Origin of the sequence: Bacillus pseudomycoides DSM 12442, assembly GCF_000161455.1 — a bacterium.
GTDB lineage: Bacteria > Bacillota > Bacilli > Bacillales > Bacillaceae_G > Bacillus_A > Bacillus_A pseudomycoides.
Map to the genome: position 1 here is coordinate 4,612,725 of NZ_CM000745.1, position 24,523 is coordinate 4,637,247.

The 24,523-nt window shown below is 37.2% G+C and carries 26 protein-coding genes and 1 pseudogene; 10 read left to right on the plus strand and 17 right to left on the minus strand.

Going from position 1 to position 24,523, the window contains the following annotated elements:
* Positions 1-38: 38 nt before the first annotated feature.
* The 5 genes from BPMYX0001_RS23470 to BPMYX0001_RS23490 form a co-directional block, all read right to left on the minus strand.
* Entirely contained in the window at positions 39-980 is a 942-nt protein-coding gene (locus tag BPMYX0001_RS23470) for an ABC transporter substrate-binding protein (RefSeq protein WP_006096697.1), read from the minus strand.
* A gap of 200 nt (positions 981-1,180) precedes the next feature.
* The gene (locus BPMYX0001_RS23475) at positions 1,181-1,993 is read right to left on the minus strand and encodes an ABC transporter ATP-binding protein (RefSeq protein WP_003202423.1); all 813 of its coding nucleotides are present in this window, start codon (positions 1,991-1,993) and stop codon (positions 1,181-1,183) included.
* Positions 1,994-2,008: 15 nt separating this feature from the next.
* On the minus strand, positions 2,009-3,025 hold the full coding sequence (locus tag BPMYX0001_RS23480; protein WP_018764889.1) for a FecCD family ABC transporter permease: 1,017 nt from the start codon (positions 3,023-3,025) through the stop codon (positions 2,009-2,011).
* Complete coding sequence (locus BPMYX0001_RS23485; RefSeq protein WP_006096699.1) at positions 3,022-4,077, minus strand: FecCD family ABC transporter permease; 1,056 nt, start codon at positions 4,075-4,077, stop codon at positions 3,022-3,024. The genes BPMYX0001_RS23480 and BPMYX0001_RS23485 overlap by 4 nt, the downstream gene beginning before the upstream one ends.
* Before the next feature lie 325 nt (positions 4,078-4,402).
* The gene (locus BPMYX0001_RS23490) at positions 4,403-4,627 is read right to left on the minus strand and encodes a YuzB family protein (RefSeq protein ID WP_003202417.1); all 225 of its coding nucleotides are present in this window, start codon (positions 4,625-4,627) and stop codon (positions 4,403-4,405) included.
* 452 nt (positions 4,628-5,079) lie between these two features.
* Here BPMYX0001_RS23490 and BPMYX0001_RS23495 point away from each other — a divergent pair, with 452 nt between their 5' ends.
* On the plus strand, positions 5,080-5,745 hold the full coding sequence (locus BPMYX0001_RS23495) for an RsfA family transcriptional regulator (RefSeq protein ID WP_006096703.1): 666 nt from the start codon (positions 5,080-5,082) through the stop codon (positions 5,743-5,745).
* 179 nt (positions 5,746-5,924) lie between these two features.
* Here the strand turns inward: BPMYX0001_RS23495 and BPMYX0001_RS23500 are convergent.
* A pseudogene (locus tag BPMYX0001_RS23500) lies at positions 5,925-6,146 on the minus strand (lipoprotein BA_5634 family protein); the annotation flags it as partial.
* Positions 6,147-6,187: 41 nt separating this feature from the next.
* Here BPMYX0001_RS23500 and lipL point away from each other — a divergent pair.
* Entirely contained in the window at positions 6,188-7,033 is an 846-nt protein-coding gene (lipL, locus tag BPMYX0001_RS23505; protein ID WP_033799267.1) for an octanoyl-[GcvH]:protein N-octanoyltransferase, read from the plus strand.
* Between the two features lie 32 nt (positions 7,034-7,065).
* Here lipL and pta read toward each other — a convergent pair whose 3' ends face one another.
* Positions 7,066-8,037, minus strand: coding sequence for a phosphate acetyltransferase (gene pta / locus BPMYX0001_RS23510; protein WP_003202407.1), 972 nt, complete (start codon positions 8,035-8,037; stop codon positions 7,066-7,068).
* A gap of 380 nt (positions 8,038-8,417) precedes the next feature.
* Here pta and hemQ point away from each other — a divergent pair, with 380 nt between their 5' ends.
* From hemQ to gerQ, 4 genes are all read left to right on the plus strand, one after another.
* The gene (gene hemQ / locus BPMYX0001_RS23515) at positions 8,418-9,161 is read left to right on the plus strand and encodes a hydrogen peroxide-dependent heme synthase (RefSeq protein ID WP_006096706.1); all 744 of its coding nucleotides are present in this window, start codon (positions 8,418-8,420) and stop codon (positions 9,159-9,161) included.
* A 193-nt stretch (positions 9,162-9,354) separates the two neighbouring features.
* Positions 9,355-10,632 carry a serine hydrolase gene (locus tag BPMYX0001_RS23520; RefSeq protein ID WP_006096707.1) on the plus strand — a complete coding sequence of 426 codons (1,278 nt, stop codon included), beginning with the start codon at positions 9,355-9,357 and terminating at the stop codon, positions 10,630-10,632.
* A 198-nt stretch (positions 10,633-10,830) separates the two neighbouring features.
* On the plus strand, positions 10,831-11,253 hold the full coding sequence (locus BPMYX0001_RS23525; RefSeq protein WP_003202402.1) for a cell wall hydrolase: 423 nt from the start codon (positions 10,831-10,833) through the stop codon (positions 11,251-11,253).
* Between the two features lie 26 nt (positions 11,254-11,279).
* Positions 11,280-11,717, plus strand: a complete 438-nt coding sequence (gene gerQ / locus BPMYX0001_RS23530) for a spore coat protein GerQ (protein WP_003202400.1) — start codon at positions 11,280-11,282, stop codon at positions 11,715-11,717.
* Positions 11,718-11,752: 35 nt separating this feature from the next.
* Here the strand turns inward: gerQ and BPMYX0001_RS23535 are convergent, their stop codons facing one another.
* The 3 genes from BPMYX0001_RS23535 to BPMYX0001_RS23545 all read right to left on the minus strand — a co-directional run bounded on the left by BPMYX0001_RS23535 (position 11,753) and on the right by BPMYX0001_RS23545 (position 13,472).
* Positions 11,753-12,121: a DUF423 domain-containing protein gene (locus BPMYX0001_RS23535; RefSeq protein WP_003202398.1), complete on the minus strand. Its 369-nt coding sequence runs from the start codon at positions 12,119-12,121 to the stop codon at positions 11,753-11,755.
* Between the two features lie 64 nt (positions 12,122-12,185).
* A complete protein-coding gene (locus BPMYX0001_RS23540; protein WP_006096709.1) occupies positions 12,186-12,473 on the minus strand; it encodes a YwdI family protein in 288 nt (95 codons plus the stop codon).
* Between the two features lie 6 nt (positions 12,474-12,479).
* Complete coding sequence (locus BPMYX0001_RS23545; protein WP_006096710.1) at positions 12,480-13,472, minus strand: potassium channel family protein; 993 nt, start codon at positions 13,470-13,472, stop codon at positions 12,480-12,482.
* Positions 13,473-13,566: 94 nt separating this feature from the next.
* Between BPMYX0001_RS23545 and BPMYX0001_RS23550 the strand changes: the two genes are divergently transcribed.
* The 3 genes from BPMYX0001_RS23550 to BPMYX0001_RS23560 all read left to right on the plus strand — a co-directional run bounded on the left by BPMYX0001_RS23550 (position 13,567) and on the right by BPMYX0001_RS23560 (position 16,763).
* Positions 13,567-14,850: a purine/pyrimidine permease gene (locus BPMYX0001_RS23550; RefSeq protein WP_006096712.1), complete on the plus strand. Its 1,284-nt coding sequence runs from the start codon at positions 13,567-13,569 to the stop codon at positions 14,848-14,850.
* 419 nt (positions 14,851-15,269) lie between these two features.
* Complete coding sequence (locus BPMYX0001_RS23555; protein WP_003209257.1) at positions 15,270-16,091, plus strand: Cof-type HAD-IIB family hydrolase; 822 nt, start codon at positions 15,270-15,272, stop codon at positions 16,089-16,091.
* A 378-nt stretch (positions 16,092-16,469) separates the two neighbouring features.
* Complete coding sequence (locus BPMYX0001_RS23560; protein ID WP_003202389.1) at positions 16,470-16,763, plus strand: DUF3817 domain-containing protein; 294 nt, start codon at positions 16,470-16,472, stop codon at positions 16,761-16,763.
* A gap of 41 nt (positions 16,764-16,804) precedes the next feature.
* Here BPMYX0001_RS23560 and BPMYX0001_RS23565 read toward each other — a convergent pair whose 3' ends face one another.
* The 5 genes from BPMYX0001_RS23565 to BPMYX0001_RS23585 form a co-directional block, all read right to left on the minus strand.
* Entirely contained in the window at positions 16,805-17,482 is a 678-nt protein-coding gene (locus BPMYX0001_RS23565; protein ID WP_006096715.1) for a uracil-DNA glycosylase, read from the minus strand.
* Between the two features lie 19 nt (positions 17,483-17,501).
* Positions 17,502-18,494, minus strand: a complete 993-nt coding sequence (locus BPMYX0001_RS23570; protein WP_033799268.1) for an ABC transporter permease — start codon at positions 18,492-18,494, stop codon at positions 17,502-17,504.
* Complete coding sequence (locus BPMYX0001_RS23575; protein WP_018782402.1) at positions 18,487-19,404, minus strand: ABC transporter ATP-binding protein; 918 nt, start codon at positions 19,402-19,404, stop codon at positions 18,487-18,489. Before BPMYX0001_RS23575 ends, BPMYX0001_RS23570 begins: the two co-directional genes overlap by 8 nt.
* Entirely contained in the window at positions 19,401-20,213 is an 813-nt protein-coding gene (locus BPMYX0001_RS23580; RefSeq protein WP_003202379.1) for an SGNH/GDSL hydrolase family protein, read from the minus strand. Before BPMYX0001_RS23580 ends, BPMYX0001_RS23575 begins: the two co-directional genes overlap by 4 nt.
* An 81-nt stretch (positions 20,214-20,294) precedes the next feature.
* Positions 20,295-21,272 (minus strand): LacI family DNA-binding transcriptional regulator, encoded by a 978-nt coding sequence (locus tag BPMYX0001_RS23585; protein ID WP_018764878.1) that lies wholly within the window; start codon positions 21,270-21,272, stop codon positions 20,295-20,297.
* 120 nt (positions 21,273-21,392) lie between these two features.
* Between BPMYX0001_RS23585 and BPMYX0001_RS23590 the strand changes: the two genes are divergently transcribed.
* Entirely contained in the window at positions 21,393-22,007 is a 615-nt protein-coding gene (locus tag BPMYX0001_RS23590) for a YczE/YyaS/YitT family protein (RefSeq protein ID WP_026008491.1), read from the plus strand.
* A 35-nt stretch (positions 22,008-22,042) separates the two neighbouring features.
* Here BPMYX0001_RS23590 and thrC read toward each other — a convergent pair whose 3' ends face one another.
* Complete coding sequence (thrC, locus tag BPMYX0001_RS23595) at positions 22,043-23,101, minus strand: threonine synthase (protein ID WP_006096716.1); 1,059 nt, start codon at positions 23,099-23,101, stop codon at positions 22,043-22,045.
* Positions 23,101-24,396 (minus strand): homoserine dehydrogenase, encoded by a 1,296-nt coding sequence (locus BPMYX0001_RS23600; RefSeq protein WP_006096717.1) that lies wholly within the window; start codon positions 24,394-24,396, stop codon positions 23,101-23,103. Before BPMYX0001_RS23600 ends, thrC begins: the two co-directional genes overlap by 1 nt.
* Positions 24,397-24,523: the final 127 nt, after the last annotated feature.

A 24,523-nucleotide genomic window follows, 5' to 3' on the forward strand; every position in this document is an offset into this window, starting at 1 on the left:
TCACCTTCGCCAAAACGAAAGTGATTTTTCTGTATATATTATTTTCCTAAAACAAACTCAGCAATTTCGTCTAAGATCATTTCTTTACCAAGTGGGAAGTACCCTTTGTTTAGGTCTTCGTTTTTGATTGTGAATACGTGGTTGTTCTTAACAGCGTTCATGTTTTTCCAAATTGTTTCTTCTTGGAATTCTTTTAAGCGCTGAGAACCATCACCAGTTGTAAATACGAATAAGTAGTCTGGGTTGTAATCAATTAAAGCTTCTTTTTGTACTTGTACTAGCGGTTTATCAGTTGGTGTACCTTGAACAGCTGGTAATTTTAAATCTTTAAAGAGTACGCTACCGTAACCGTAGTCACCATATACACGGAATGCATTTGGATATGCAGCCATCTTCATGAACTTCGCATCACCAGTTTTTGCAACGATTTTATCGTGTAATTTACTTGCTTTTTCATCATATCCCTTGAACCATGCAGTTGTTTCTTTTTCTTTACCGAAGATTTTACCTAGTTCTTCAAACTTGGGACGCCATTGATCTAATGGAGTTTTTAACATAACTGTTGGTGCAATTTTAGATAATTGATCATAAATTTTTTCTTGGCGGTTGTTCACAAGAATTAAATCTGGTTTTGCAGCAGCTACTGCTTCAATGTTAATTTTATCGCCCCATGCAGAGCCAACTGGTTTTACATCTTTTAATTTATCTGCAATATGTGCATCGATTTTCTCTTGAGACGTATTTGCAGTAATGATTGGTTTCATTCCAAAGATTAATAATTCTTCTGTTGAACCACTAAGGTCAGCAATTTTCTTTGGATTTGCAGGAATTTTAATTTCCCCTTTTGCATGTTGTACAGTGCGCTCTTCAACTTTCGCATCTGCTTTCTTTTCTTCTTTCTTATCAGAAGAACAAGCTGCAAATAGTACAGAAGTAACTACTAGTACCATTGCTAGTAACGTCGCTTTGAATTTCTTCATATTCCCACTCCTTCTGGATGTATTTCTCTTATAAGCTACATATCACTATAAGAAACTACAACCAACAGTTTATTAATATATATTTATTAATCGTTATATGTAACCCGTTCTAACGGGCGTTCAACTTACCAGCTCGAATGAGAAGCTCAACGTCCATTAGAATCCCTCCCCTCTATCAAAGTAGGAGGGGAAGATTCCATCTATGCTTTCTCACGTAACTGATTATTAATCATCATTAAATCGTATGTTAAACAAATTGGTTTACAGTTTACAGGACATGGAACAATTTGTGCTTCTATTTCAAACACATTGCGAAGCGTTTCACTTGTCATTACTTCATCTGGTGTCCCTTGCTTCATTAACTTACCAGCTTTCAAAGCAACCATATGATCTGAAAAACGAGAAGCATGGTTTAAATCATGAATAACCATGACAATTGTGCGGCCTTCTTCTTGATTTAATTTTTTTAATAAATTTAATACTTCCAGTTGGTGAGCCATATCTAAGTATGTAGTTGGTTCGTCTAGTACGAGTAAATCCGTACCTTGCGCAAGAGCCATTGCAATCCAAACGCGTTGACGTTGACCACCCGATAAGGCTTCTGCTGAACGATTCGCAAATTCTGTCATCCCTGTTACCTCAAGTGCCCAGTGGATGTAGCGATAATCTTCTTCCTTCAACGTGCCAAACCCTTTTTGATGAGGGAAACGGCCATAAGAAACAAGTTCAAACACAGTAAGACCAGTTGGCACTTCTGCAGTTTGTGGCAAAATCGCCATTTTCTTTGCGATTTCTTTTGTTGGCTGTTTCTCAATTGCTTTTCCATCTAGGTAAACAGTACCTCGTTTTGCTTTCAAAATACGAGAAGCTGTTTTTAACAATGTGGATTTTCCGCATCCATTCGGCCCAATAATTGTTGTAATTTTCCCTTCTGGAATTTCAACTGACAATCCATCAATAATTAATCCTTCATTATAACCAACAGATACCGAATCAACCGCTAAAGTTGCCATACAAAACGCCTCCCTTTATTTTGTTCTCATAAGTAAATAAATGAAATACGGTGCACCAATTACAGAAATAACAAGACCGACCGGTATTTCTGATGTCGTTAACACACTTCGTGAAATTAAATCTGCAAATAACAGCAAGAGCGTTCCAATTAATGCCGCTGTAGGCAACATAATTTGATGCTTTCCGCCAACAAGTCGCCTTGCTAAATGCGGTGCCATTAAACCAATAAAACCAATTCCACCAGCAACCGCAACAGATGCTCCCGCTAAACAAACAGCAATGAATAATAATTTGCGTCTTTCTTTCTCTACGTTTACACCAAGTCCAACTGCCGCTGCATCTCCTAAATTCATTACATTTAACACATGCGCTTTCCGAATCGCAATTGGTAAAAAGATGAGCATCCATGGAAGTACGCTTAATACGAATTTCCAATCTGTTCCCCATAAACTTCCCGCTAACCAAATCGTGGCAAAACGGAAATCATTCGATGTCATTTTCATTGAAAAAATTAAGCTAACAGCGCTAAACCCAGCTGCTACTGCAATACCGACAAGTATTAAACGAGTTGATGAAACGCCGTCCTTCCATGCCAGTGCATAAATGATAACTGCTGCTAACACTGCACCAACTAATGCAAAGAATGGAAGAATGAATACAGATAGAAGTGTACCCGTCCCGACTTTTCCAAAAAAGAAATATACGAAAACAACAACTGTCAATCCCGCCCCGGCATTAATACCAATAATTCCAGGATCAGCAAGTGGATTTCGTGATAATCCTTGCATAATGGCACCGGATACCGCTAATGCTGAACCAACTAAGATGGCAATAACCATACGTGGCATACGAAATTCGAATAAAATAACGGACTGATCTTCTGCTCCTAGCCCGACCAATGACTTTAACACATCCATTGGTGGAATTTTAAACGTTCCTGTATTTAAACTAATAAGGAATACTGAAAAGATTAATCCAGCCAAAATCGTTACAATTGAAATGTTCTTTTTTGTTAAGACGCTTGTTCTCACATTTTTCCTCTCCCTTCATTACGTGCTAAGTAGAGGAAGAATGGAACGCCAATTAGTGCTGTAATCGCACCGATTGGTGTTTCAAACGGCGGATTAATAATACGAGATAACATATCCGCACATTCAATTAACAATCCGCCTAATATAGCAGAACATGGAATAACCCATCTATAATCTGAACCGACAAGAAAACGTGTCATATGGGGGATTACAAGCCCAACAAACCCAACGGATCCTGCCATAGATACGGCTGAACCTGTTAAAACAAGAACAAGTACAGTTCCGATAAATTTAATTAATGTTGTATTTTGTCCAAGTCCAATCGCAATTTCTTCACCGAAACTTAAGATTGTAATGTACCTGGACATCATAATCGCAATAGCGAGACAAATAAGTCCAATCGGCAATAACATATCAATGCTTTGCCACTTCACACCAGCAACACCGCCTGCATTCCACATACTCACCTCTTGAGCAAGATTGAAATACAAAGCGATTCCAGATGAAATAGCCCCAAGTAAAGCACTAATTGCCGCTCCAGCTAACGCTAATTTAACAGGTGTTAATCCTCCTGGTGAAGAAGCTCCAATGCCGTATACAATACTTGCACCAAATGCTGCTCCAACAAAAGAAGCGATAACAAACATTAAATACGGTGAATTTGGAAAAAACGCATACATAATTGCAATTCCAAACACAGCCCCATCAGTAATCCCCATTAATGATGGAGATGCGAGCGGGTTTCGCGTCATTCCTTGCATAATGGCACCGGATACCGCTAAAAATGCACCAGCAACAACACCGCCAATTGCTCTAGGCATGCGCAGCTCCCAAATCACATTATGATGCGTCAAAGAACCATCAAACTGAAAGACAGCTTGCCATACAGTCTTTAAACTAATATCCGCTGCACCAAATGAAATTGAAGTTGCCATACTTAAAGCTAATAAAATTGTTCCCGCTATTAAAATAATAGAAGCAATAAGCGGTCTGCTCTTAATCTCTTTCACATTTACTTCTTGTTGTTCTATACTCCTCGCACTAGCTTCCATCCCTCAACCATCCTAACCAACAACATATATTTAACAAAATGAGATTTATTCTCAAGAAACAGCAAAAAGAAAATTGGGTGTATCCACCCTTTTTGATAATGATTATCAGAATCACATTTTCTATTCTACCTACCATTACAAAAGGCTGTCAACCATTATTTTGCAATATAAAACTAATGTAGTTCATACGAAACCGATATCATAATAGGAAGTTTATCCACTAGTAAATGACCCAATAACAGTCCTCTACCTTTCCTTATTTAAAAATAATTTTTCTTTTTTAGAACATAAAAAAAGAAGAGTAGATTGTTTACTCTTCTTTTTCTTATTTATTTAGTTTTGCTTCAATTTTTTTAATCAGTTCATCTTCATTTGGTGCTGCAACTGGACGATTATTAACAAAAGCGAACGACTTTTTACGTCCCGGTCCACAATATGATTGACATCCAACTTCGATATTTGCACATGAATCTACCTTTTTGAGTCGTGGTATCAGCGTCTTAATATTCGTTGCCTGACAATCATCACACACACGAAATTCATTTCCCATTCTATATAACACTTCCTCTATTTTCAACTTTTCACAAGTACATTTAAAAATAAACACTAAATGGTATTTTACCGCTCTTTGAAGGTTGATGCAAGTTTTCCTCTGTACGATTTATTTCTAATATTTTCTCGTTATCCCTCTCTTTATAAGCACAATTCATCCACATATATAAGTACAAATTAAAAAAACGATATAAAAACCTTTCTTTTTAGGTAGGAGAGAGCATCCGGCCATGCATAGGCGCGGTCTCCTGCCCCATGCCAAGTAAAAACAAAGAGAGAAAACGAGTGCATCTTCATAACCGCGACTTTTATGTTGGAAAATCAAAATGGATTTGTATAGAAATTCTTCTTTATCAAAATCTACCATATTTTTAAAAGCTTTGTATAAAAGCAATTTCTTTTGTCCATTATAAAAATAGGAAGTTTATAAAAAGAAAGGGAGTTGAATCTATGAAAGTAAGACAAGATGCTTGGACAGACGAAGATGATCTATTACTCGCTGAAACCGTACTACGTCATGTTCGAGAAGGAAGTACACAATTAAATGCATTTGAAGAAGTTGGCGATCAGTTAAATCGCACATCAGCTGCTTGTGGTTTTCGTTGGAATGCTGTCGTTCGTTATAGCTATGAACAGGCGCTGCAACTAGCAAAAAGACATCGAAAAGATAAAATGAGAGCTGCTAGTGGTGAACATGCGAAAAAACGCCTGCTTTATACGCCATCAGCTTCAGCAGTAATTACAGTCGATGAAGAGCCAGTCGTAAATAACACCGTTCCACGTTCGGAACCAGCTGTATCTAGTACCTCTATAACAATGCAAGATGTAATTTACTTTTTACAAACGGTAGGGTCTTCAAGCGTAAAAGTAACAGCTCTTGAAAATGAGAATGTGAGATTGAAACAAGAAATTAAGGCGCAAATGCTTCGAAATGAAGAATTAGAGAAGAAACTAGAAAAGCTAGAACAACAATCTAATACAGTACAAGAAGACTACGAAACGCTCATGAATATTATGAACCGTGCTCGTAAATTAGCATTAATGGATGATGAAGAGCAAACGCAAACCTCATTTCGCATGGATCGAAACGGTAATTTAGAAAAAATTGCAGAATAAAAAGGATGCGATGAACGCATCCTTTTTATTTTGATTCAATCATATAAGCTTCTTCTATATAAGTACAAACTGAAAAACCGACATAAAACCTAATCTTTAGGTGAGAGAGAGCAAGTGCAGGTCACCTTTTGTTCTTCGAGGTAGCGACTTATATGTTGAAAAATCAAAATGAATTTATATATTTTAGACTCTCTCTTTATATCTGGGAAATCTCTTTTTTTCGGATTTCCTTTACATGCTACTACCCCAATTGTTTTTACTGACTGACTAATTGTTTGATATGCTACATCGCTTACGATTGCGTACATATCTGCATATTTACGTACATCGCCAATAATTACATTACCTTCATATTTCATTTTCTTTCCGTCAACCACTACATCATTTTGCTCCATGTTTGCTATAATAAAGATTGTCATTTTATAGATAAGGGGTTAGTTATATGAGCAATTCCCGTTCGATTTTATCTCAACCAGAGTGGCGTATCGTGGATCAGTCTAGTTTAGGCCAGACTTTTCATGCTCTACAGTCATTTGCAATGGATGATACGCTATGTACAACAATCGGAAATGGTACATCTGCTTCAGCAATGCGCTCTTGGGTTCATCACAATACAATTGTTCTTGGCATTCAAGATTCTCGCCTTCCTCATTTAAATGAGGGGATTTCCTTTTTAAAAAAGAACAACTTCCATGTCATTGTCCGCAATTCAGGTGGTCTTGCAGTCGTACTTGATGAAGGGGTTTTAAATATATCACTTCTATTCCAAGAAACAGAAAAAGGAATTGATATCGATCTTGGATACGATACGATGTGGCATTTAATTAAGGAAATGTTAAAAGATTACGATGTCGATATCGAGGCAAAAGAAATCGTTGGCTCTTATTGTCCAGGTAGCTATGATTTAAGTATTCGTGATCAAAAATTCGCAGGTATTTCACAGCGCCGCATTCGCGGAGGGATTGCCGTACAAATTTATTTATGTGCTACAGGCAGTGGCTCCGAACGCGCGGCACTTGTTCGTGATTTCTACAACTTAGCAATTCAAGGAAAAGAAACAAGATTCACGTATCCTGAAATTGTTCCAAGTACAATGGCCTCATTGTCTGAACTACTTGGTGAAACGATTACCGTTCAAGACTTAATGATGCGCCTGTTAAAAACATTACAGCATTTCGCACCCAAATTAACACCATCACAATTAACAGTTGATGAAGTTCCTTTGTACGAAATGAATTTACAACGTATCATCGATCGCAATAATAAAGCACTTGATCTCGAAAAGTAATAAAAGCCCCGCTATATAGCGGGGCTTTTTAATTATAGTGCTTGAGCTGCTGTAATTAAAGCTAGCTTGTACACTTCTTCTTCGTTACAACCGCGAGATAAATCGTTTACTGGCATGTTTAAGCCTTGTAAGATTGGTCCCACTGCTTCAAAGTTACCTAGGCGTTGTGCAATTTTGTAACCGATATTACCAGCTTCTAAGCTTGGGAATACAAATACGTTAGCATCACCTTTAATAACAGAACCTGGTGCTTTTTTCTCAGCTACAGATGGTACGAATGCAGCGTCAAATTGGAACTCACCGTCTAATGTTAATTCAGGAGCCATTTCTTTCGCAATGCGAGTTGCTTCTACAACTTTTTCTGTTTCTGGAGATTTCGCAGAACCTTTTGTAGAGAAGCTTAACATTGCAACACGTGGATCGATGCCGAATAACTCAGCAGTTTTCGCACTTTCAATACCAATTTCAGCTAAATCTTGGCTGTTTGGTGCAATATTGATTGCGCAATCAGCGAATACATACTTCTCATCTTCACGTACCATGATGAATACGCCTGAAGTTTTTGTAACACCTGGTTTTGTTTTAATAATTTGAAGTGCTGGACGAACTGTGTCAGCTGTAGAATGAGCTGCACCACTTACTAAACCGTGTGCTTTACCCATGTATACAAGCATTGTACCGAAGTAGTTTTCGTCTTTAAGGATTTTACGTGCATCTTCTTCTGTCGCTTTCCCTTTACGGCGTTCAACGAAAGATGCTACCATTGCATCCATTTCTTCATATGTAGCTGGGTCATAAATATCAACACCTGCTAATGTTAAGTTCATGCTAGCAGCTTTTGCACTAATTTCCTCTTTATTCCCAACTAAGATTGGCTTTACTAACTCTTCTTTTGCTAAACGCTCTGCAGCGCCTAAAATTCTTTCATCAGTTCCTTCAGGAAGTACGATAGAAATACCTTTTCCTTGAACTTTTTCTTTTACTGCTGTAAATAAATCGCTCACGAATAAACCCTCCTACAAATGTTAAAAAAACTCTACTTTTAAGAATACTTCTTTTCATCTATATTTTAAACTTATAGCTCTTAAAAAATAGGCAAAATAAAAATGATTATATTTTCATAAAATTCAGCATGGTTAATTTGTTATAAAACATTGATGAAAAACCTTTCTTTTTAGATGGGAGAGAGCATCCGGCTATGCATAGAAGCAATCAGGAAATTTTTCCACCCCATGCCAAGTGAAAACAAAATGGATTTATACATATTCTCTTCCTAGCATTTTTAAAATGTGACAATTTTATGCACCCAAGCTTTACACAGGTGACTTTAAACCTATATATGCTATAGTTAACGTGTAAAATATCATTAACTGAGGTGAATAGAATGAGTGAAGCAGCAAAAACGTTAGATGGTTGGTATTGTTTACATGATTTACGTTCTATCGACTGGGCAGCTTGGAAAACATTATCTAGTGACGAACGCGGACAAGCAATGTTTGAATTTTTAAACGTCATCGAAAAATGGAACAAGGTCGCATCCTCAAAACAAGGTAGTCATGCAATGTATACAGTCGTTGGTCAAAAGGCGGATATTATGTTTATGATTTTACGTCCAACAATGGAAGAATTAAATGAAATTGAAACAGAATTAAATAAAACAACATTAGCTGAATATATGGTTCCTGCATACTCTTACGTATCTGTTGTTGAGTTAAGTAACTACCTTCCAGCTGATGAAGATCCATACCAAAACCCTCAAATCCTAGCACGCTTATACCCTGAATTACCAGAAGCAAATCATATTTGTTTCTATCCAATGGACAAGCGTCGTCAAGGTGATGATAACTGGTACATGCTTCCAATGGAAGAACGCAAAAAACTTATGTACAGCCATGGTAAAATTGGTCGTCAATATGCAGGTAAGGTACGTCAAGTTATTACAGGTTCTGTCGGCTTTGACGATTACGAGTGGGGTGTAACGCTATTCGCTGACGACATCCTTCAATTTAAAAAGCTTGTATACGAAATGCGCTTTGATGAAGTAAGTGCTCGCTATGGTGAATTCGGAACATTCTTTGTTGGTAACATCTTACCACGCGAAAAAGTAGCAAAATTTTTATACGTATAGTACAAAAAAGGAACGAAATTCGTTCCTTTTTCTTAATATCCTATCAAAACTCTTCAAAATCCTCTTTTTTCGTCAAATTCAAGCAATATTAGACAAGAAATCGTCAAATCCCCTGTTAAATTATAACTTTCTTATATTCAAAATCATGCTAAAATGGTACGAGCTATATGCTAATAACGATGCGAAGGTGATAATGTATATGAGGAAAATTTTATCTATTTTACTAGTGTTTCTATTGTCATTTTCTTCCTTAGGAGTAACAACCTCCCATGCAGAAGAAAAAATACATATAGAAGCGGCGGCTGCCATTCTTTTTGATGCAGATACAGGAAAAATACTGCATGAGCAAAATCCAGATGAATTACTAGCTATTGCTAGCATGTCAAAACTTATTGTTGTTTACTCCGTTTTGGAAGCAATTAAAGAAGGAAAAATAACATGGGATACAAAAGTAAACATCTCTGATTACGCTTATGAAATTTCCCGTAATAATGAATTCTCTAACGTTCCTTTCGAAAAAGGCCTACAATATACAGTTAAAGAATTATATCATTCTATTGTTATCTTCTCTGCAAATGGATCCAGCATTGCGCTTGCTGAACTTCTTGCGGGAAGTGAAAAAAATTTCTTAAACCTTGCAAATGAACACGCAAAAAAACTAGGGTTAAAGAAATATAAATTTGTAAATGCGACTGGATTAAATAATGCTGATTTAAAAGGAAAACATCCGGAAGGAACAGATCCGAATGGAGAAAACTCCTTATCAGCTCGCGATATGGGTATTCTATCAAGAACAATTATTACAAAGTATCCAGAAATACTAGAGGATACAAAACAAAGATTTAGAAACTTTCCAGATAACCATCCAAAACCAATTCGCATGGAAAACTGGAACTGGATGTTACCAGGTGCTGCTTTTGCTTATGAAGGAACAGATGGTTTAAAAACGGGAAGTTCAGATACAGCTGGGTATGGATTTACAATTTCTGCAAAACGCGGTGATCTACGTCTCATCTCCGTTATTATTAAAACAAAATCAATGGATGAACGTTTCACAGAATCACGCGAATTAATTGATTACGGATTTAATAACTTTGAAAAGCAGAAATTAAAAATAGATAAAAACAATACAATTTCTGTTGTAAAAGGAAAAGAAGATACTGTAACTGTGACACCTGAAAAAGAGATAACGGTGATCTCAAAAAAAGGAAGTAAACCATCTTATAAAGTTTCTACTGAGGCAGATAAATCACTTGCCGAAGATGGGAAATTAGTTGCGCCAATCAAAAAAGATGCTAAAGTAGGTTCACTTGTTTTAGAATCAACTGATCAATACGGTTTCTTAGACGGAAGTAAGAAGATGAAAATCGCTGCAAAAACAACAGAAGAAGTAGAAAAGGAAAATTGGTTCGTATTAACAATGCGATCAATCGGTGATTTCTTCTCAAATATGTGGTCAAAAATATTCTAATTCATAAAAAAGCTAGCACATTTGCTAGCTTTTTCATTATCTTTCTCCCTCTAACGCTAAAATTCCCCTCCCTAAAACTTTGTTTGGTTGTCATATCTGGGTCCTTTTCCTCATACGTATGAACTAGTAATTGCTCCACAATTCATCTAGAAATAAACCTCTTTCTCTAGTGCAATCCATAAAGAGAGGTGAGACATAATGGGCGTTATCAACTATACAGAAGAAGACGTAAAATTATTAGCTAGACTCATGCGTGCAGAAGCTGAAGGCGAAGGGCAACAAGGCATGCTGATGGTTGGAAATGTAGGTGTAAATCGAGTTCGAGGAAATTGCTTAGATTTTAAACAAATACGGAATTTACGCCAAATGGTTTATCAAAATCCGGGTGGTTTTGAAGCAACGCAAAAAGGATACTTTTATCAACGAGCCCGTGAACAGGACATTGCCCTTGCAAGGCGTACAATTGAAGGGCAACGTTTTTGGCCTGCCAATTTTGCTTTATGGTTTTTTAGGCCCGAAGGTGCTTGTCCACCAACTTGGTATAATCAACAAAATTCAGGCCGTTTTAAAAAACACTGCTTCTTTCAACCATCCGCCGGGGATTGCCCAGCAGTATATTAAGGAATGAAAATGAGGAGGGACTTGTAATGGCACAGCAACAAAATCCATACTATGGAACGGGTTTTTATCAACCTTCAGGGGGATATATGCAACCACAACAACAAATGACGCCGCAGCAGCAACAAGCTATGCAACAGCAAGCTATGCAGCAACAAACTGCCCAAGCACAACTTGCAGTATCTCAAGGTATGCTCCCACTAGAGCAATCATATATTGAAAACATCCTTCGCTTAAACAAAGGAAAACCAGCAACTATTGTTATGACATATGAGCGCGGCAGTTCACTTGGCACACAATCCTATACAGGTATTATTGAAGCAGCTGGACGTGATCACATCGTCATCAGCGAACCAAAATCCGGAAAAAGATTCTTACTACTTATGATTTACTTAGATTATGTAGAATTCCCTGGAGAAATCACGTATTTACCTAGCCAACCAGCAACCTATGCTCCAAGACCATAAAAAAAGCTGGCATTTGCCAGCTTTTGTTTTTGTCTTTATAATCCTTTTACAACTGCAGTTCCTAGTAAAATCCAGCCTACAATAAACGCTACACCACCAAGTGGTGTAATCGGTCCGAAAAACTTAATCCCCGTCGTACTTAATGCATATAGACTTCCAGAGAACATAATAATTCCCGCTACCATAAACCAGCCTGCTGTGCTTACAAGAGAAGATTGAATCTTATCCATTAATAACGCAACAACAAATAATCCTCCAGCATGAAACATTTGATATGTAACACCTGTTTTCCAAACTTCTAACATTTTTGCAGAAACCTTATTTTCTAAACCATGTGCACCAAAAGCACCTAACGCGACAGATAACCCGGCTGTAATACAGCCCAATAAGAAGAAAATTTTCATTGGAATTCCCCTTTTTTATCTTTATAATAAGAAATTTTTACATATTAGCCAACCAATTTAGCTTTTAGAAGTCAAATAACGAATTACCATTTGCACCATCTTCTTTTATATAGACAGGTTCTCCAGAAACCGCCGCAATCGGTTGAACCGTCATCGTCGGATGTGGTGTTATAACTTGTGATTGTAGCCTTGGCTCTACATATGCAGAAGTTTCAATCTGTTCATCTAATAATAAATCACATAAAGCACGAACCACTAAAAGATGTTCTTTTGCCTTTCGTCCTTCACTATTTTTTGCTTTCGCAACTTCATTTGCCATTTTATTTAAAATTTTATCGCTCGATATTTGCATTCCTAATCACCTCGTACTTTGTAGTTCTTTCTCAAATTGCCCCAGCTTCTCTACTGGACCAAATACTATTATCATATCATGTTCTTGTAATTTTTCCTGCCCTGTTGGATTATGAATAATATTTCCATCTCGTAAAATCGCTAAAATTGTAACATCAAATTGATTTCTCACATTGCTTTCTATCAATGTTTTTCCAATTAAAAAAGACCTTTCGCCAATTTGAACTTCCTCTATTGCAAAAGCCTGATCTGTTCCATAAAGTACCGTATCAATATAATGAACCGTTAACGGATTTGCGATTCCTTTTGCAATATGAATTCCAGCCATACTGGATGGATTAATAACTTTATTGGCACCAGCACGGCGTAATTTCCCTTCCGTTTCTGGCTTTTCAGCTCTAGCCACAATTTTAATTGTACTATTTAATCCTCGTGCTGTTAATGTAATGAATACATTTTCAGCATCATTTGCAACAATCGCTACTAAGCCAGCAGCCCTTGTAATTCCCGCCTTACGTAACACCTGATCTTCCGTGGCATCACCATGTACATATAAAAGCTTTTCTTTCTCTAGTACTTCTTCTTCTTTATCAACAACAACAAATGGAATATTCTTTTCCTGTAATTCGTGTACAACTTGAAGTCCTACTCTACCACAACCACATACAATAATATGATCTTGTATTTGCGCTATTTGTTTGCCCATTTTCTTCCTCCGCACTGCATGAAATAAATTCCCCTCAATAATCATTGCTGCTACTACCCCGATTGCATATGTAACAATTCCTACACCAACAGGAATAATAAGAAGCGCAAAAATCTTCCCATCTTGTGTTAATGGAACTGCATCTCCATACCCAACCGTTAATACTGTAATCATTGTCATCCAAAAGGCTTGAAACAAACTAATCTCTTCTATCATCATAAATCCGATTGTTCCAAGAACTACAACAAAACACATACATATAACTGCAATCCATAATTGCCTGCGTGCATTCATCTCATTCTTCAACTCTTTTCTCTACTACAATCTTTGCCAGAGGAAATGAAATACGTATATACTAGAAGCGGAATCTACGAAAGAGGTTGATATAATGAAAACATTTCTTTCTGCCTTGCAATGGGCATTATTTATTTTGGCCGGTAGCCTCATTGTACCAATTAGTGTTGCTGCTAGTTATGGCCTTGAAGGTGCTGAAGCAATTGCATTTGTACAACGAACGTTATTTGTTCTTGGCTTTGCTGGCCTTCTGCAAGCTATATTTGGTCATAGGCTACCGATTCAAGAAGGGCCAGCTGGTCTTTGGTGGGGAATCTTCTCACTATACGCGAGTTTAGGTGTCGTATTATTTGGATCAAATAATGAAACACTCCGCGTCTTACAATACGCATTTCTGTTAAGCGGCATCATCTGTATTATCCTTAGTATTTTTGGACTTATTGATAAACTTGTCCGTTATTTTACACCAACAGTAATTGGAACATATTTATTCCTTCTCGTTGCCCAGCTCAGCGGTTCTTTTCTAAAAGGAATGTTCGGCCTTGATGGACAACATACTGAAGTACAAGCAAACGTCTTTATTCTTTCACTCATTGTTATTTTACTATCTTTTTTTATTCTGAAGCTACCTATTATTGGACAATACTCTGTTCTGTTCAGCATTGTCTTTGGATGGATCCTATTTGCATGCTTCGGATTATCTAATCAGGTTACACCGGTAACAGATCTCATCCGTCTACCGTCTCTATTCGTGTTTGGATTGCCTCGTATCGAATGGAACATGGCAATTACCGTTGTCTTTGTCACACTGTTGCTCTTAACGAACATGTTGGCAAGCATCCGTGTTGTGCAAAAGGTTGTTTCTACATATGAAGAAGGTGCAGTTCAAAATCGATTCAAACATGCCGGAATTATAACGGGCATAAATCAGCTTTTAGGTGGTCTTTTCTCAGCAATTGGACCAGTAGCTATTTCAGGTTCAGCTGGATTTATTGCAACAACAAATATTTATAAACGCCTTCCTTTCCTATTAGGATCAAGTTTTATTATTGTAATTAGTATATTTCCAAAGATTACATCATTCTTCGCCGCTATTCCTGTCGCCGTTGGATATGCTGCTATTTATCCTGTATTTGCAAGTATGATTGGTCTTGCCTTCCGTGAATATGACACCGTAGAAAATAAAGAGCGTTTATTCCGCGTCGCTGGTCTGTCTCTTTTCACAGGAATCGGGGTTATGTTTGTCCCGCCGCAGGCATTTTCGACCCTGCCACCATTTTTAGCATCATTTTTAAGCAATGGCCTTGTACTTGGTTCTGTCATGGCTATTTTGCTTGAAGTTTTATTTTCCCGTTCAAAGGAAAAACAACCATCGTAAATTGGAAAACTTCCATTATTGCACTCTACTTTCAGAGTTGTTAGGATAGAATTATCATGGGCAATATGCCCATGATAATATATACTAACAATACAGTAATCAGGCTCACTATATAAAATGAAACTTCCATCACCAATCAGGTTTTTGGTTTTTCACATATACATTACTGCTTTAAGAACAAAAGATGACCTGCACTCATTTTCTTCCTTTGTTTTAACTTGGCGTGGTGGCAGGAAAAGGATCTGACCGCTTCTATGCATGGGCGGATACTCTCTTCCATCTAAAAAGGAAGGGTTTCTATCTTTTTTTCAATTTATGTACCTTTAAAGAGGTTCGATGTCTTACTATTTAATCCTCATCGTTTTGCTAGAACGAATTTCTAACAATATCAACTTTCAACAAAGAAAGGAACTTTCTATATGTCTTATAAAATGATTGTTTTAGATTTAGATGATACTTTACTACGTGATGACCATACGATTTCAGAACGTACAAAACAGGCCTTAATGACTGCTCAAGAACAAGGTGTAAAAGTTGTGCTTGCTTCTGGCCGCCCAACATTTGGTATGCGTCATATTGCAAAGGAGCTTCGTCTAGAAGAATATGGAAGCTTCATCTTATCGTTTAATGGTGCAAAAATTATTAATTGTAAAACGGATGAAGAATTATTCAGCAGTACACTATCTCCTGAAATCGTTCACAATCTATATGAAATTAGTAAAGAAGAAGATGTTTGGATTCATACGTATATGGGCGATGATATTATAACGGAAGAAAATAATCCATATACAGAAATTGAAGGAACTCTTACAGGCATGTCAATTATTGAAGTAGACAGCTTTATCACTGCTGTACAAGAACCTGTTGTAAAAGTATTAATGAATAAAGAAGCTGAACGCCTTGTAGAAGTAGAGAAAAAACTTCAAAAACAACTAGAAGGCAAACTAAGTGTAATGCGTTCAAAACCATACTTCTTAGAGTTCACAGAAGCTGGTGTAACAAAAGGAACAAGCTTAAATCAATTGATTCAAAAACTTGGTATTAAGCGTGAGGAAGTAATCGCAATGGGCGATAGCTACAACGATCAAACAATGATCGAGTTCGCTGGCCTTGGTGTTGCGATGGGCAATGCTCCAGATGACATTAAAGAAATTGCAAACTACGTAACAGACACAAATATGAATGATGGCGTTGCTAAAGTTGTAGAGAAATTTGTGCTAAAAACCGAAGTTCTTGTTTAATATATAAATTTTTCAACATACAAGTTACTGCTTTGAAAACAAAAGGTGACCTGCACTCATTTTCCCCCTTTTTTTAACTTGGGGCATGGGGCTAAAAAAGGACCTAACCGCTTCTATGCATGGACGGATGCTCTCTCCCATCTAAAAGGAAAGGTTTTTTGTACTTATATAGATGCATTCACAAAACCCATTTGAAGTCAAATACTTCAAATGGGTTTTTATTTAAATGTACGTAGCTTTGTGAAGATATTTTGAACTTTACAACATTCTCGTAGTGTAAACTTTGTTTTTGTATATAATGAAACAAAACATACTATTTTATTTGGAATAAGAATACAAATTTACTATATACAAGCGCATGTTTAAGGAGGCACTTTTATGTTATCTACACCAATCGGAAGATTAAGAGCAATTGGATTAGTCGAAGGGATTTCCTTTCTACTACTATTATTTGTAGCGATGCCGTTAAAATACTTTGCGGGGTTTGCAACAGCAGTTAAAATTACAGGTATGGCTCATGGCGTTCTATTTATATTATTCATCTTTGCCGTGATTCAAGTAACAATCGTACATCGTAAGTCTATCTTATGGGCTTTAGGTGCGTTGATTGCTTCCGTTATCCCATTTGGTACATTTGTACTAGATGCAAAATTAAAAAATGAACCGCAGTGATTAAAAAAGGTAGCTAACAGAATGACTGTTAGCTACCTTTTTTATAGATTTGGAATTTGCCAATCAATTTTTTTCTCATCCATACTAGATAAGAGGTCATTTACTTTTGAAAACGGCTTGCTGCCAAAGAAACCTCGTCTTGCTGATAAAGGACTTGGATGTACAGATTCAATAATATGATGATTCGAGTTTGTAATCAGTTTTTTCTTTGCTTGTGCATGGCGCCCCCACAATATGAAAATTAAAGGTTTTTCACGTTCATTTAACAGTTCAATAACACGATCTGTGAAATGCTCCCATCCTTTTCCCTTATGAGAATTTGCTTCCCCTTGTCTCACAGTTAACACCGCATTAAGTAATAATACGCCTTGCTCTGCCCATTTCACTAAATAACCGTTATTCGGAATTTCACAACCAAGATCTGCATGCAATTCTTTATACATATTTTGCAGTGATGGTGGTGTTTTCACGCCAGGTTGCACAGAAAAACTTAACCCATGCGCTTGATCTGGTCCATGATATGGATCTTGTCCTAAAATAACAACCTTTGTATCCTTATAACTTGTATAATGTAGTGCATTAAAAATATCATTGGCTTTCGGATATATGACATGGGTACTATATTCTTCTTTTAAAAACTGTCTTAGTTTTTGATAATATGGTTTCTCGAATTCTGGTGCAAGTAACGGCTCCCAATCATTCTTTAAAATATGTTCCATCTCTTCACTTCCTATTCATTTAATTGACCATGTCTTGCTTCGTAAATACGACAAATGAAATGATAAGAGAAACTACAGCCCAAGCTGTTAAATTCATCAATGAAAAGCTCATCGATAGACCTTGCAATGCCGGTAACTTCCCTGATAAATAATCTGTGAGCGATAAATTTACGCTAAAAATATATTTTGCCCCTTCCCAAGACGTTGCGAAGGAACTTAAGATACCACCTGCAATTAACGCCGCTAGCATGACTCCCATACCAGCTGGTGTATTACGAATTAACACAGAAACCATAAAGGATATGGTTCCCACAACAATCGCAACAAACCAAGCTAATCCATATGCCATTAAAATATATTGCCACTGCGGAATGAGGTGGACAAAATTTGTATTCAATGTTTCTTTATCAATTCCAAAACCCGTCAGTACCGGTAAATTCCACCCGGCATATCCGAAAACAACGCCCGATAATACATAGGAGAAAATCCCCACCAAGAGCAATATAAGTGAGATAAATAACAACATCGTCACATATTTACTGAGAAGAATTTTAAAGCGTCGAATCGGCCGCGTTAGAAGCATCTTCATCGTTCCATCACTTCGTTCTCCCGATACAATGTCAATTGCAACAATCATTACAAGTAGCGGAATAAACAATGTAATTCCTTGTTCAATGAATGCTCGTACAAACGTTGGTGCTCCTGGTGCTGTTGGATTAATATCATGATCTAAATAATATTGTTGCTGCTCCACTCGTACTTTCAGCCAATCCCGCCATTCTTCTGGCAACCTAGAATTATTTAAACGATTTTGCGAATCAACAATTTGCTGCTGAAGTGCTACCTTCCAATCGCTCGTACCAAGGCGTTTTTGCGTTGTCTGCACTTCACGATACTGTGCATAAACAAACAAAGGAATTAAGATTGCCAATATGAGCATGACGACAACAATACGTTTCTTTCGATAGATTTTTTCTGATTCATTTAAAACAAGATTCGCAATTTCACGCATGTTTCTCACTCCCTGTGAGTTCAATAAATAAATCTTCTAGTGTAAATACAAGCTCCTTCACGCTATGTACATCTATTCCGTTTTCTACAAAGCGTTTATTCCAAGCACTAATTGTATTAATATCCATTCGGCACAATAAACGTTCATCATCTATGCTAATTTCCCTAACTTCTTTTGAAGTTTTTAAAAGTTCTAATGCTCGGGAAATCGGTGTAACAATCCATTCAACACGATCGCTCGCAGTTTTAATCAACTCTTCAATAGGTGCAACTGTAATCATTTTTCCCTTATGAATAATAGCGACACGATCACATATCATTTGTACTTCACTTAGTAAGTGACTCGAAATAAAGACACTCATGTTTTCTTCTTTCACAAGCTTATGTATAAACTCCCTCATCTCTCTTATACCAGCTGGATCTAGGCCATTTGTTGGTTCATCTAGTATAAGGAGTTTCGGGTTTCCAAGAAGAGCCTGCGCGATTCCAAGGCGTTGTTTCATACCCAGAGAATACGTTTTCACTTTATCGTGAATACGTTCATCTAAATGAACCATTTTTGCAATTTCTAAAATACGTTCATCTGATATACCGCCAAGCATACGTGCAAATTGCTTTAAATTTTCCCACCCTGTTAAATATGTATAGAGCTCTGGATTTTCCACGATGCTACCAATTTGCCGCATCGCTTCTCGAAAGTTCTCTTTAATATTATAACCACCAATAGAGATCGTACCTTCAGTCGCTTTAATAAGACCAACTAGCATCCGAATTGTTGTTGTTTTCCCTGCTCCATTTGGTCCTAAAAATCCAAACACTTCTCCTTGGTTCACATCAAATGAAATGTTTTCAACAAGCGTCTTTTTCCCAATGACCTTTTTCACATTTCGTACTGAAAGTACCGTCGTCATTTCGCCCCTCCTTCATTTAGCTTCAGCTTACTTACAACGCCTTGTAATAAGCGATCCGCCATATATGAGTAGCCAATTTCATTCGGATGAAAATGATCTGAGTATAATAATTCTTTCCCTCGGTTTTGAAACAGATCAAACGTTGGCGTTATATATACATTTTTATTATCTATTGCTAACTTCTCTAAAGATGCATTCCAATCTACAACAATGGATGAAGAACCTTTTAAATCTTCAACATCCTCAAAAGGATTGTATAAACCGAGCCAGAAAATCGGGCTATCTGGATTTAGCTTTCGAATTTCTGTTAAAATTTGTTTTGCCTGATTTTGAAATGTTTCTGTATTAGGGCGATATGTTTCTAGATCTATCTTTCCAAGTGATTCCCATCCTGGAAATAAGTCATTTCCTCCAATTGTTAAAATGATAAGATCCGCTTGCTTAATTGAGTACTGTGCACCACTACTTGCTATTTGTTTCAACAAATCCGGCATTTTCGCACCACTAACAGCTAAATTCGTTAACGCTACCTTTTGTTTGTAGTCCTTCTGCAAACTTTCTTTCACTCGTCCCACATAGCCAATTCCTTCTTTATCTCCAACGCCACGCGTTAAAGAATCGCCTAAACTGACAACTTGTAATGTTCCAGGGTGCTGTTTCCCCTTTACTTGTTTTTGTGCTGTCTTCATAGTTAAATTTGAAGCTTTCGGATTTAATACATCATTAATCCCCGAAATAAAACCATATGCAAATAAACAAAAAGATGCAATTGTAATGAGTAAAATTCCTTTTACTAATTTGGATCTCATGTCAAAACCCCTTTTAGCCTCATAGATTGTCCCTAATTATACCAAACGCCTTTTCGAAAAGCGATTTTCATACTTTATGCATTATGTAGTTTCACGAAGGGTCAACTGTGGTAAAAGTTCAATGTTCTTCACATCTATTTTTTCATCCTCTATCTTCTCATATAATATTTCAAATGCTTTCGCACCAACTACTTTACTAGAATGAGCAATTGTTGTAATTCCTAACACATCAGCCACCTCTTGGTCATCGCACCCAATAATTGCAAGATCTTCAGGAATACGAATTCCTTGTTTTTTTGCTTCCGTTACCATACCTGCTGCGATTGGATTACAAGAAACGAGAAATGCTGTTGGTTTCACAGACATGTTAATCCACGCTCTTATCACTTCACGACCATCCTCTACTGTAAAATGCTCTGTAAACTTCCATTCTTCTCGAGATTCTATAGAAATCTCCTGAAGCGCTTCCTCATAAGCTTGTTTTCGTTTTTGACTATTTACGCTATGACTTCTGCCAATACAATATCCAATGTGGGCGTGTCCGTTTTCTATTACGTATTTCATCCCCTGCGAAAACACCTTATAGTGATCAATATGTACGCTAGAAATACACTTAGATTCTATTTCTTCACATGTTACAATCGGACCAAACTTTGTATATTCTTCTATTGTTTTGCAGCCATTCATTCTCGAGCATATAATTACACCATCAAGCTTCTTCATTTTTAACATATGCAAAATTTCAAGTTCTTTTTCGGCACTATAGTTCGTCTGACAGAGCATCATATTATAATTTTTTTTGGCCGTTTCTTTAGAAATCCCCTCAATAATTGCACTGTAATATTGATCATTTACATGCGGCAAAATAACACCTATCACATTCGTCTTTCCTCTTACTAAATGAATCGCATTCACATTTTGGGTGTAATTTAGCTCTTCAATGATTGCTAAAATTTCCTGCCTCTTTTTATCACTTACATACGGATGATTATTTAATACACGTGAAACCGTTGACACTGATACACCGGCAATTTCCGCAATCTTTTTTATATTTGTCATCTTATTTCCTCCCCTTCCCATCATTTAAATAAACCTCATCAAAAAATTCTTTCTTGACCTGGTAAGCTTTCCACAATATATCCTTTTCTAGCAAATACATTCAGAAAGGATTTGAAACATATGATACGTCTAAAACTAGACTATATATTTTTTATTAGCGGACTACTCATCCTATCTCTTGGAATTAACATGATGACAACTATTACTTCATTTGGCCTTAGTCCTTATGATTCGTTTTTTATTGCGCTATATCAAAACTTTGGAGTAAGTATTGGCTTTTGGATTTTTATGATTAACTTCGCCTTTACACTTATTGTGCTATTTTTGAATAAGAAGCATATTACAATCGGAACAATTGTTACTATGGTTCTTATTTCTGTTTTTGTTGATTGGATTGGTTCTATTACTATCATTATGGATTCAATCCGCTCTCTTCCAAAATATATAACACTTGTGTGCGGAAATCTATTTGTTGGCGCTGGAATTGGAATTTATGTCTCCACACAATTATGTGCAGCACCACAAGAGGCCTTTGTCTTAACAATGTCTGAAAAGAAAAAGTGGACGTTTCGCAGAACAGAAATTTCATTAGCTTTGCTATTTTTGACACTCAGTTTCTTATTAGATGGGCCTATTTACTTCGGAACAATTATCCTTTCCTTTACAACAGGCTGGATCATTCAAGCATTTATTCAGATTGGTACAAAAATCCTCCACATGAAAAAAGCCTATTGAGCGAATAACGCTACAATAGGCTTTTTTCATCTATTTTACCGAAAGACAGCTCCCTGAATATAGTCAAAGACAACCTTCTCATCATTTTGTAACACGACTGGTTGAATTCCCTTCGTATCAATGGCGATATTTGGATCCTTCAAACCGTTACCTGTTAATACCGCTACAATTTGGCTTCCTTTTGTAATTTCCCCGCTTTGCAATTGTTTATAAACACCTGCAAGAGAAGCACATGAAGCCGGTTCTGCAAAGATTCCTTCATACTTGGCTAGCCATTCATACGCTTCAAGAATTTCACGATCTGTTACTTCGTCAATTTTACCTCGAGATTGTTCTGCAGTTAGGGCGGCTTGCTCCCAACTTGCGGGATTTCCAATTCGAATTGCTGTTGCGATTGTTTCTGGCTCTTCAATTTTATGTCCGTGCACAATCGCCGCTGCTCCTTCAGCCTCAAAGCCGCGCATCTCTGGTAAACCCGTACCAAGTCTTTCGTGATACTCTTTGAAACCTTTCCAATACGCTGTAATATTGCCTGCATTACCAACTGGAATTGCTAAAATATCCGGCGCCTTCCCAAGCGCATCACAAATCTCAAATGCAGCTGTTTTTTGCCCTTCAATTCGGTATGGATTAACAGAATTTACAAGTGTAATTGGTGATGATTCGCTAAGCTTACGTACAATTTGCAAAGCATGATCGAAATTCCCATCCATACTTATAATCTCAGCACCATACATGACAGCTTGCGCTAATTTACCGTATGCAATCTTCCCGTTTGGAATAATAACGATGCACGACAGTCCTGCCCTAGCTGCATAAGCTGCTGCAGATGCAGACGTATTACCTGTAGATGCACAGATAATCGCTCCGCTCCCTGCTTCTTTTGCTTTTGCTACCGCCATTACCATACCGCGATCCTTAAACGATCCGCTTGGATTTGCCCCCTCTATTTTCCCGTAAATTGTTACGCCCCACCGCTTTGAAAGGTTTTCTAGTAAAATAAGTGGTGTATTACCTTCATGCAATGTTAAGGGAGGTGTCTTTTCCGTAATAGGTAAAAACTCCTTATACTCAGCAAGCAAACCTTTCCACATTACCTAGCATCTCCTTCGATTCGATAGTTTGCTTTCACACAATCTATTTCTTCGTATGTCCCCATTGTATGTAAAATATATTCATAGTCTGCAAGTGATGCACGATGTGTTACGATAACAATCTCAGCCTTTCCTTTCTCCCCGAGTGGCATTTGAATAATTTTTTCAAAGCTAACACCGCGTTCAGAGAATAAAGATGTAATTTTTGCAAACACACCAATTTCATCTTTTACATGTAGGCGTAAAAACTTCTTCACAAAAATTTCATCTGGCTCTTTTAATACCTTTTCATACTGCGCAGAAACTGCGCTATTCCCAGTTACACCAAGGCGCACATTTTGCATTACCGCAACTAAATCAGAAACAACCGCTGTCGCTGTCGGTAAACTTCCTGCACCAGGTCCATAAAACATTGTTTCTCCTACCGCTTCACCATATACATATACGGCGTTATATTCATTTTGAACAGCTGCAAGAGGGTGTGTATTCGGAAGTAATGTTGGCTCAACTGTTACCTCTAACTTTTCACCATCACGCTTCGCCAGTCCAATTAATTTAATTGTATATCCTAAGCTTTTACTATATGCGATATCTTCCTCAGTAATGGAAGTAATCCCTTTCACCTTCACATCTCCAAGCTCTACATTTGTAGAAAAACCTAGAGTAGCTAAAATCGTCATTTTCCTTGCTGCATCTAAACCTTCAACGTCTGATGTTGGATCTGCTTCCGCAAATCCAAGCTGCTGCGCTTCTTTTAACACGTCGTCATATGCTCTCCCTTCGTCAGACATTTTTGTCAGAATAAAGTTTGTTGTTCCGTTCACGATTCCCATCACTTTCGTAATAAGATCCGAAGAAAGTCCTTCTACAATGCTGCGCAGAATTGGAATCCCTCCAGCTACGCTCGCCTCGTAAAATAAGTCAGCTTGATTTTCCTTTGCCACCGTCAGTAATTCTGCTCCGTGCAATGCCATTAAATCTTTATTAGCAGTAACAACATGTTTACCATTTTTCAAAGCTTGTAAAATATATGCTTTCGCTTCCTCTATGCCACCCATCACTTCAATGACAACATCAATATCAGGATTATCTATAATTTCATTTGCATTTTTCGTTAATAAGGTAGAGGGTACTTGGACCTCTCTCTCTTTTTCAATATTTTGCACTAATACTTTTGTTACTTTCACTGGGCAACCAACTTGGTGCATAAGACGATCTTGATGATTCGTAATAATACGAACCACACCGCTGCCAACCGTTCCAAGGCCTAATAAGCCCACTTGAATTTCATTCATGATACTGTCCACCCCTCTAAAGAATTGTATTTAGATGCCATTATATAAGTTAAGATTCTGAAAAACAATATATTTTGAACATTCGGAAAAATATAAAGTAATCCGTGTAAAGAAAACGTTGCCACGT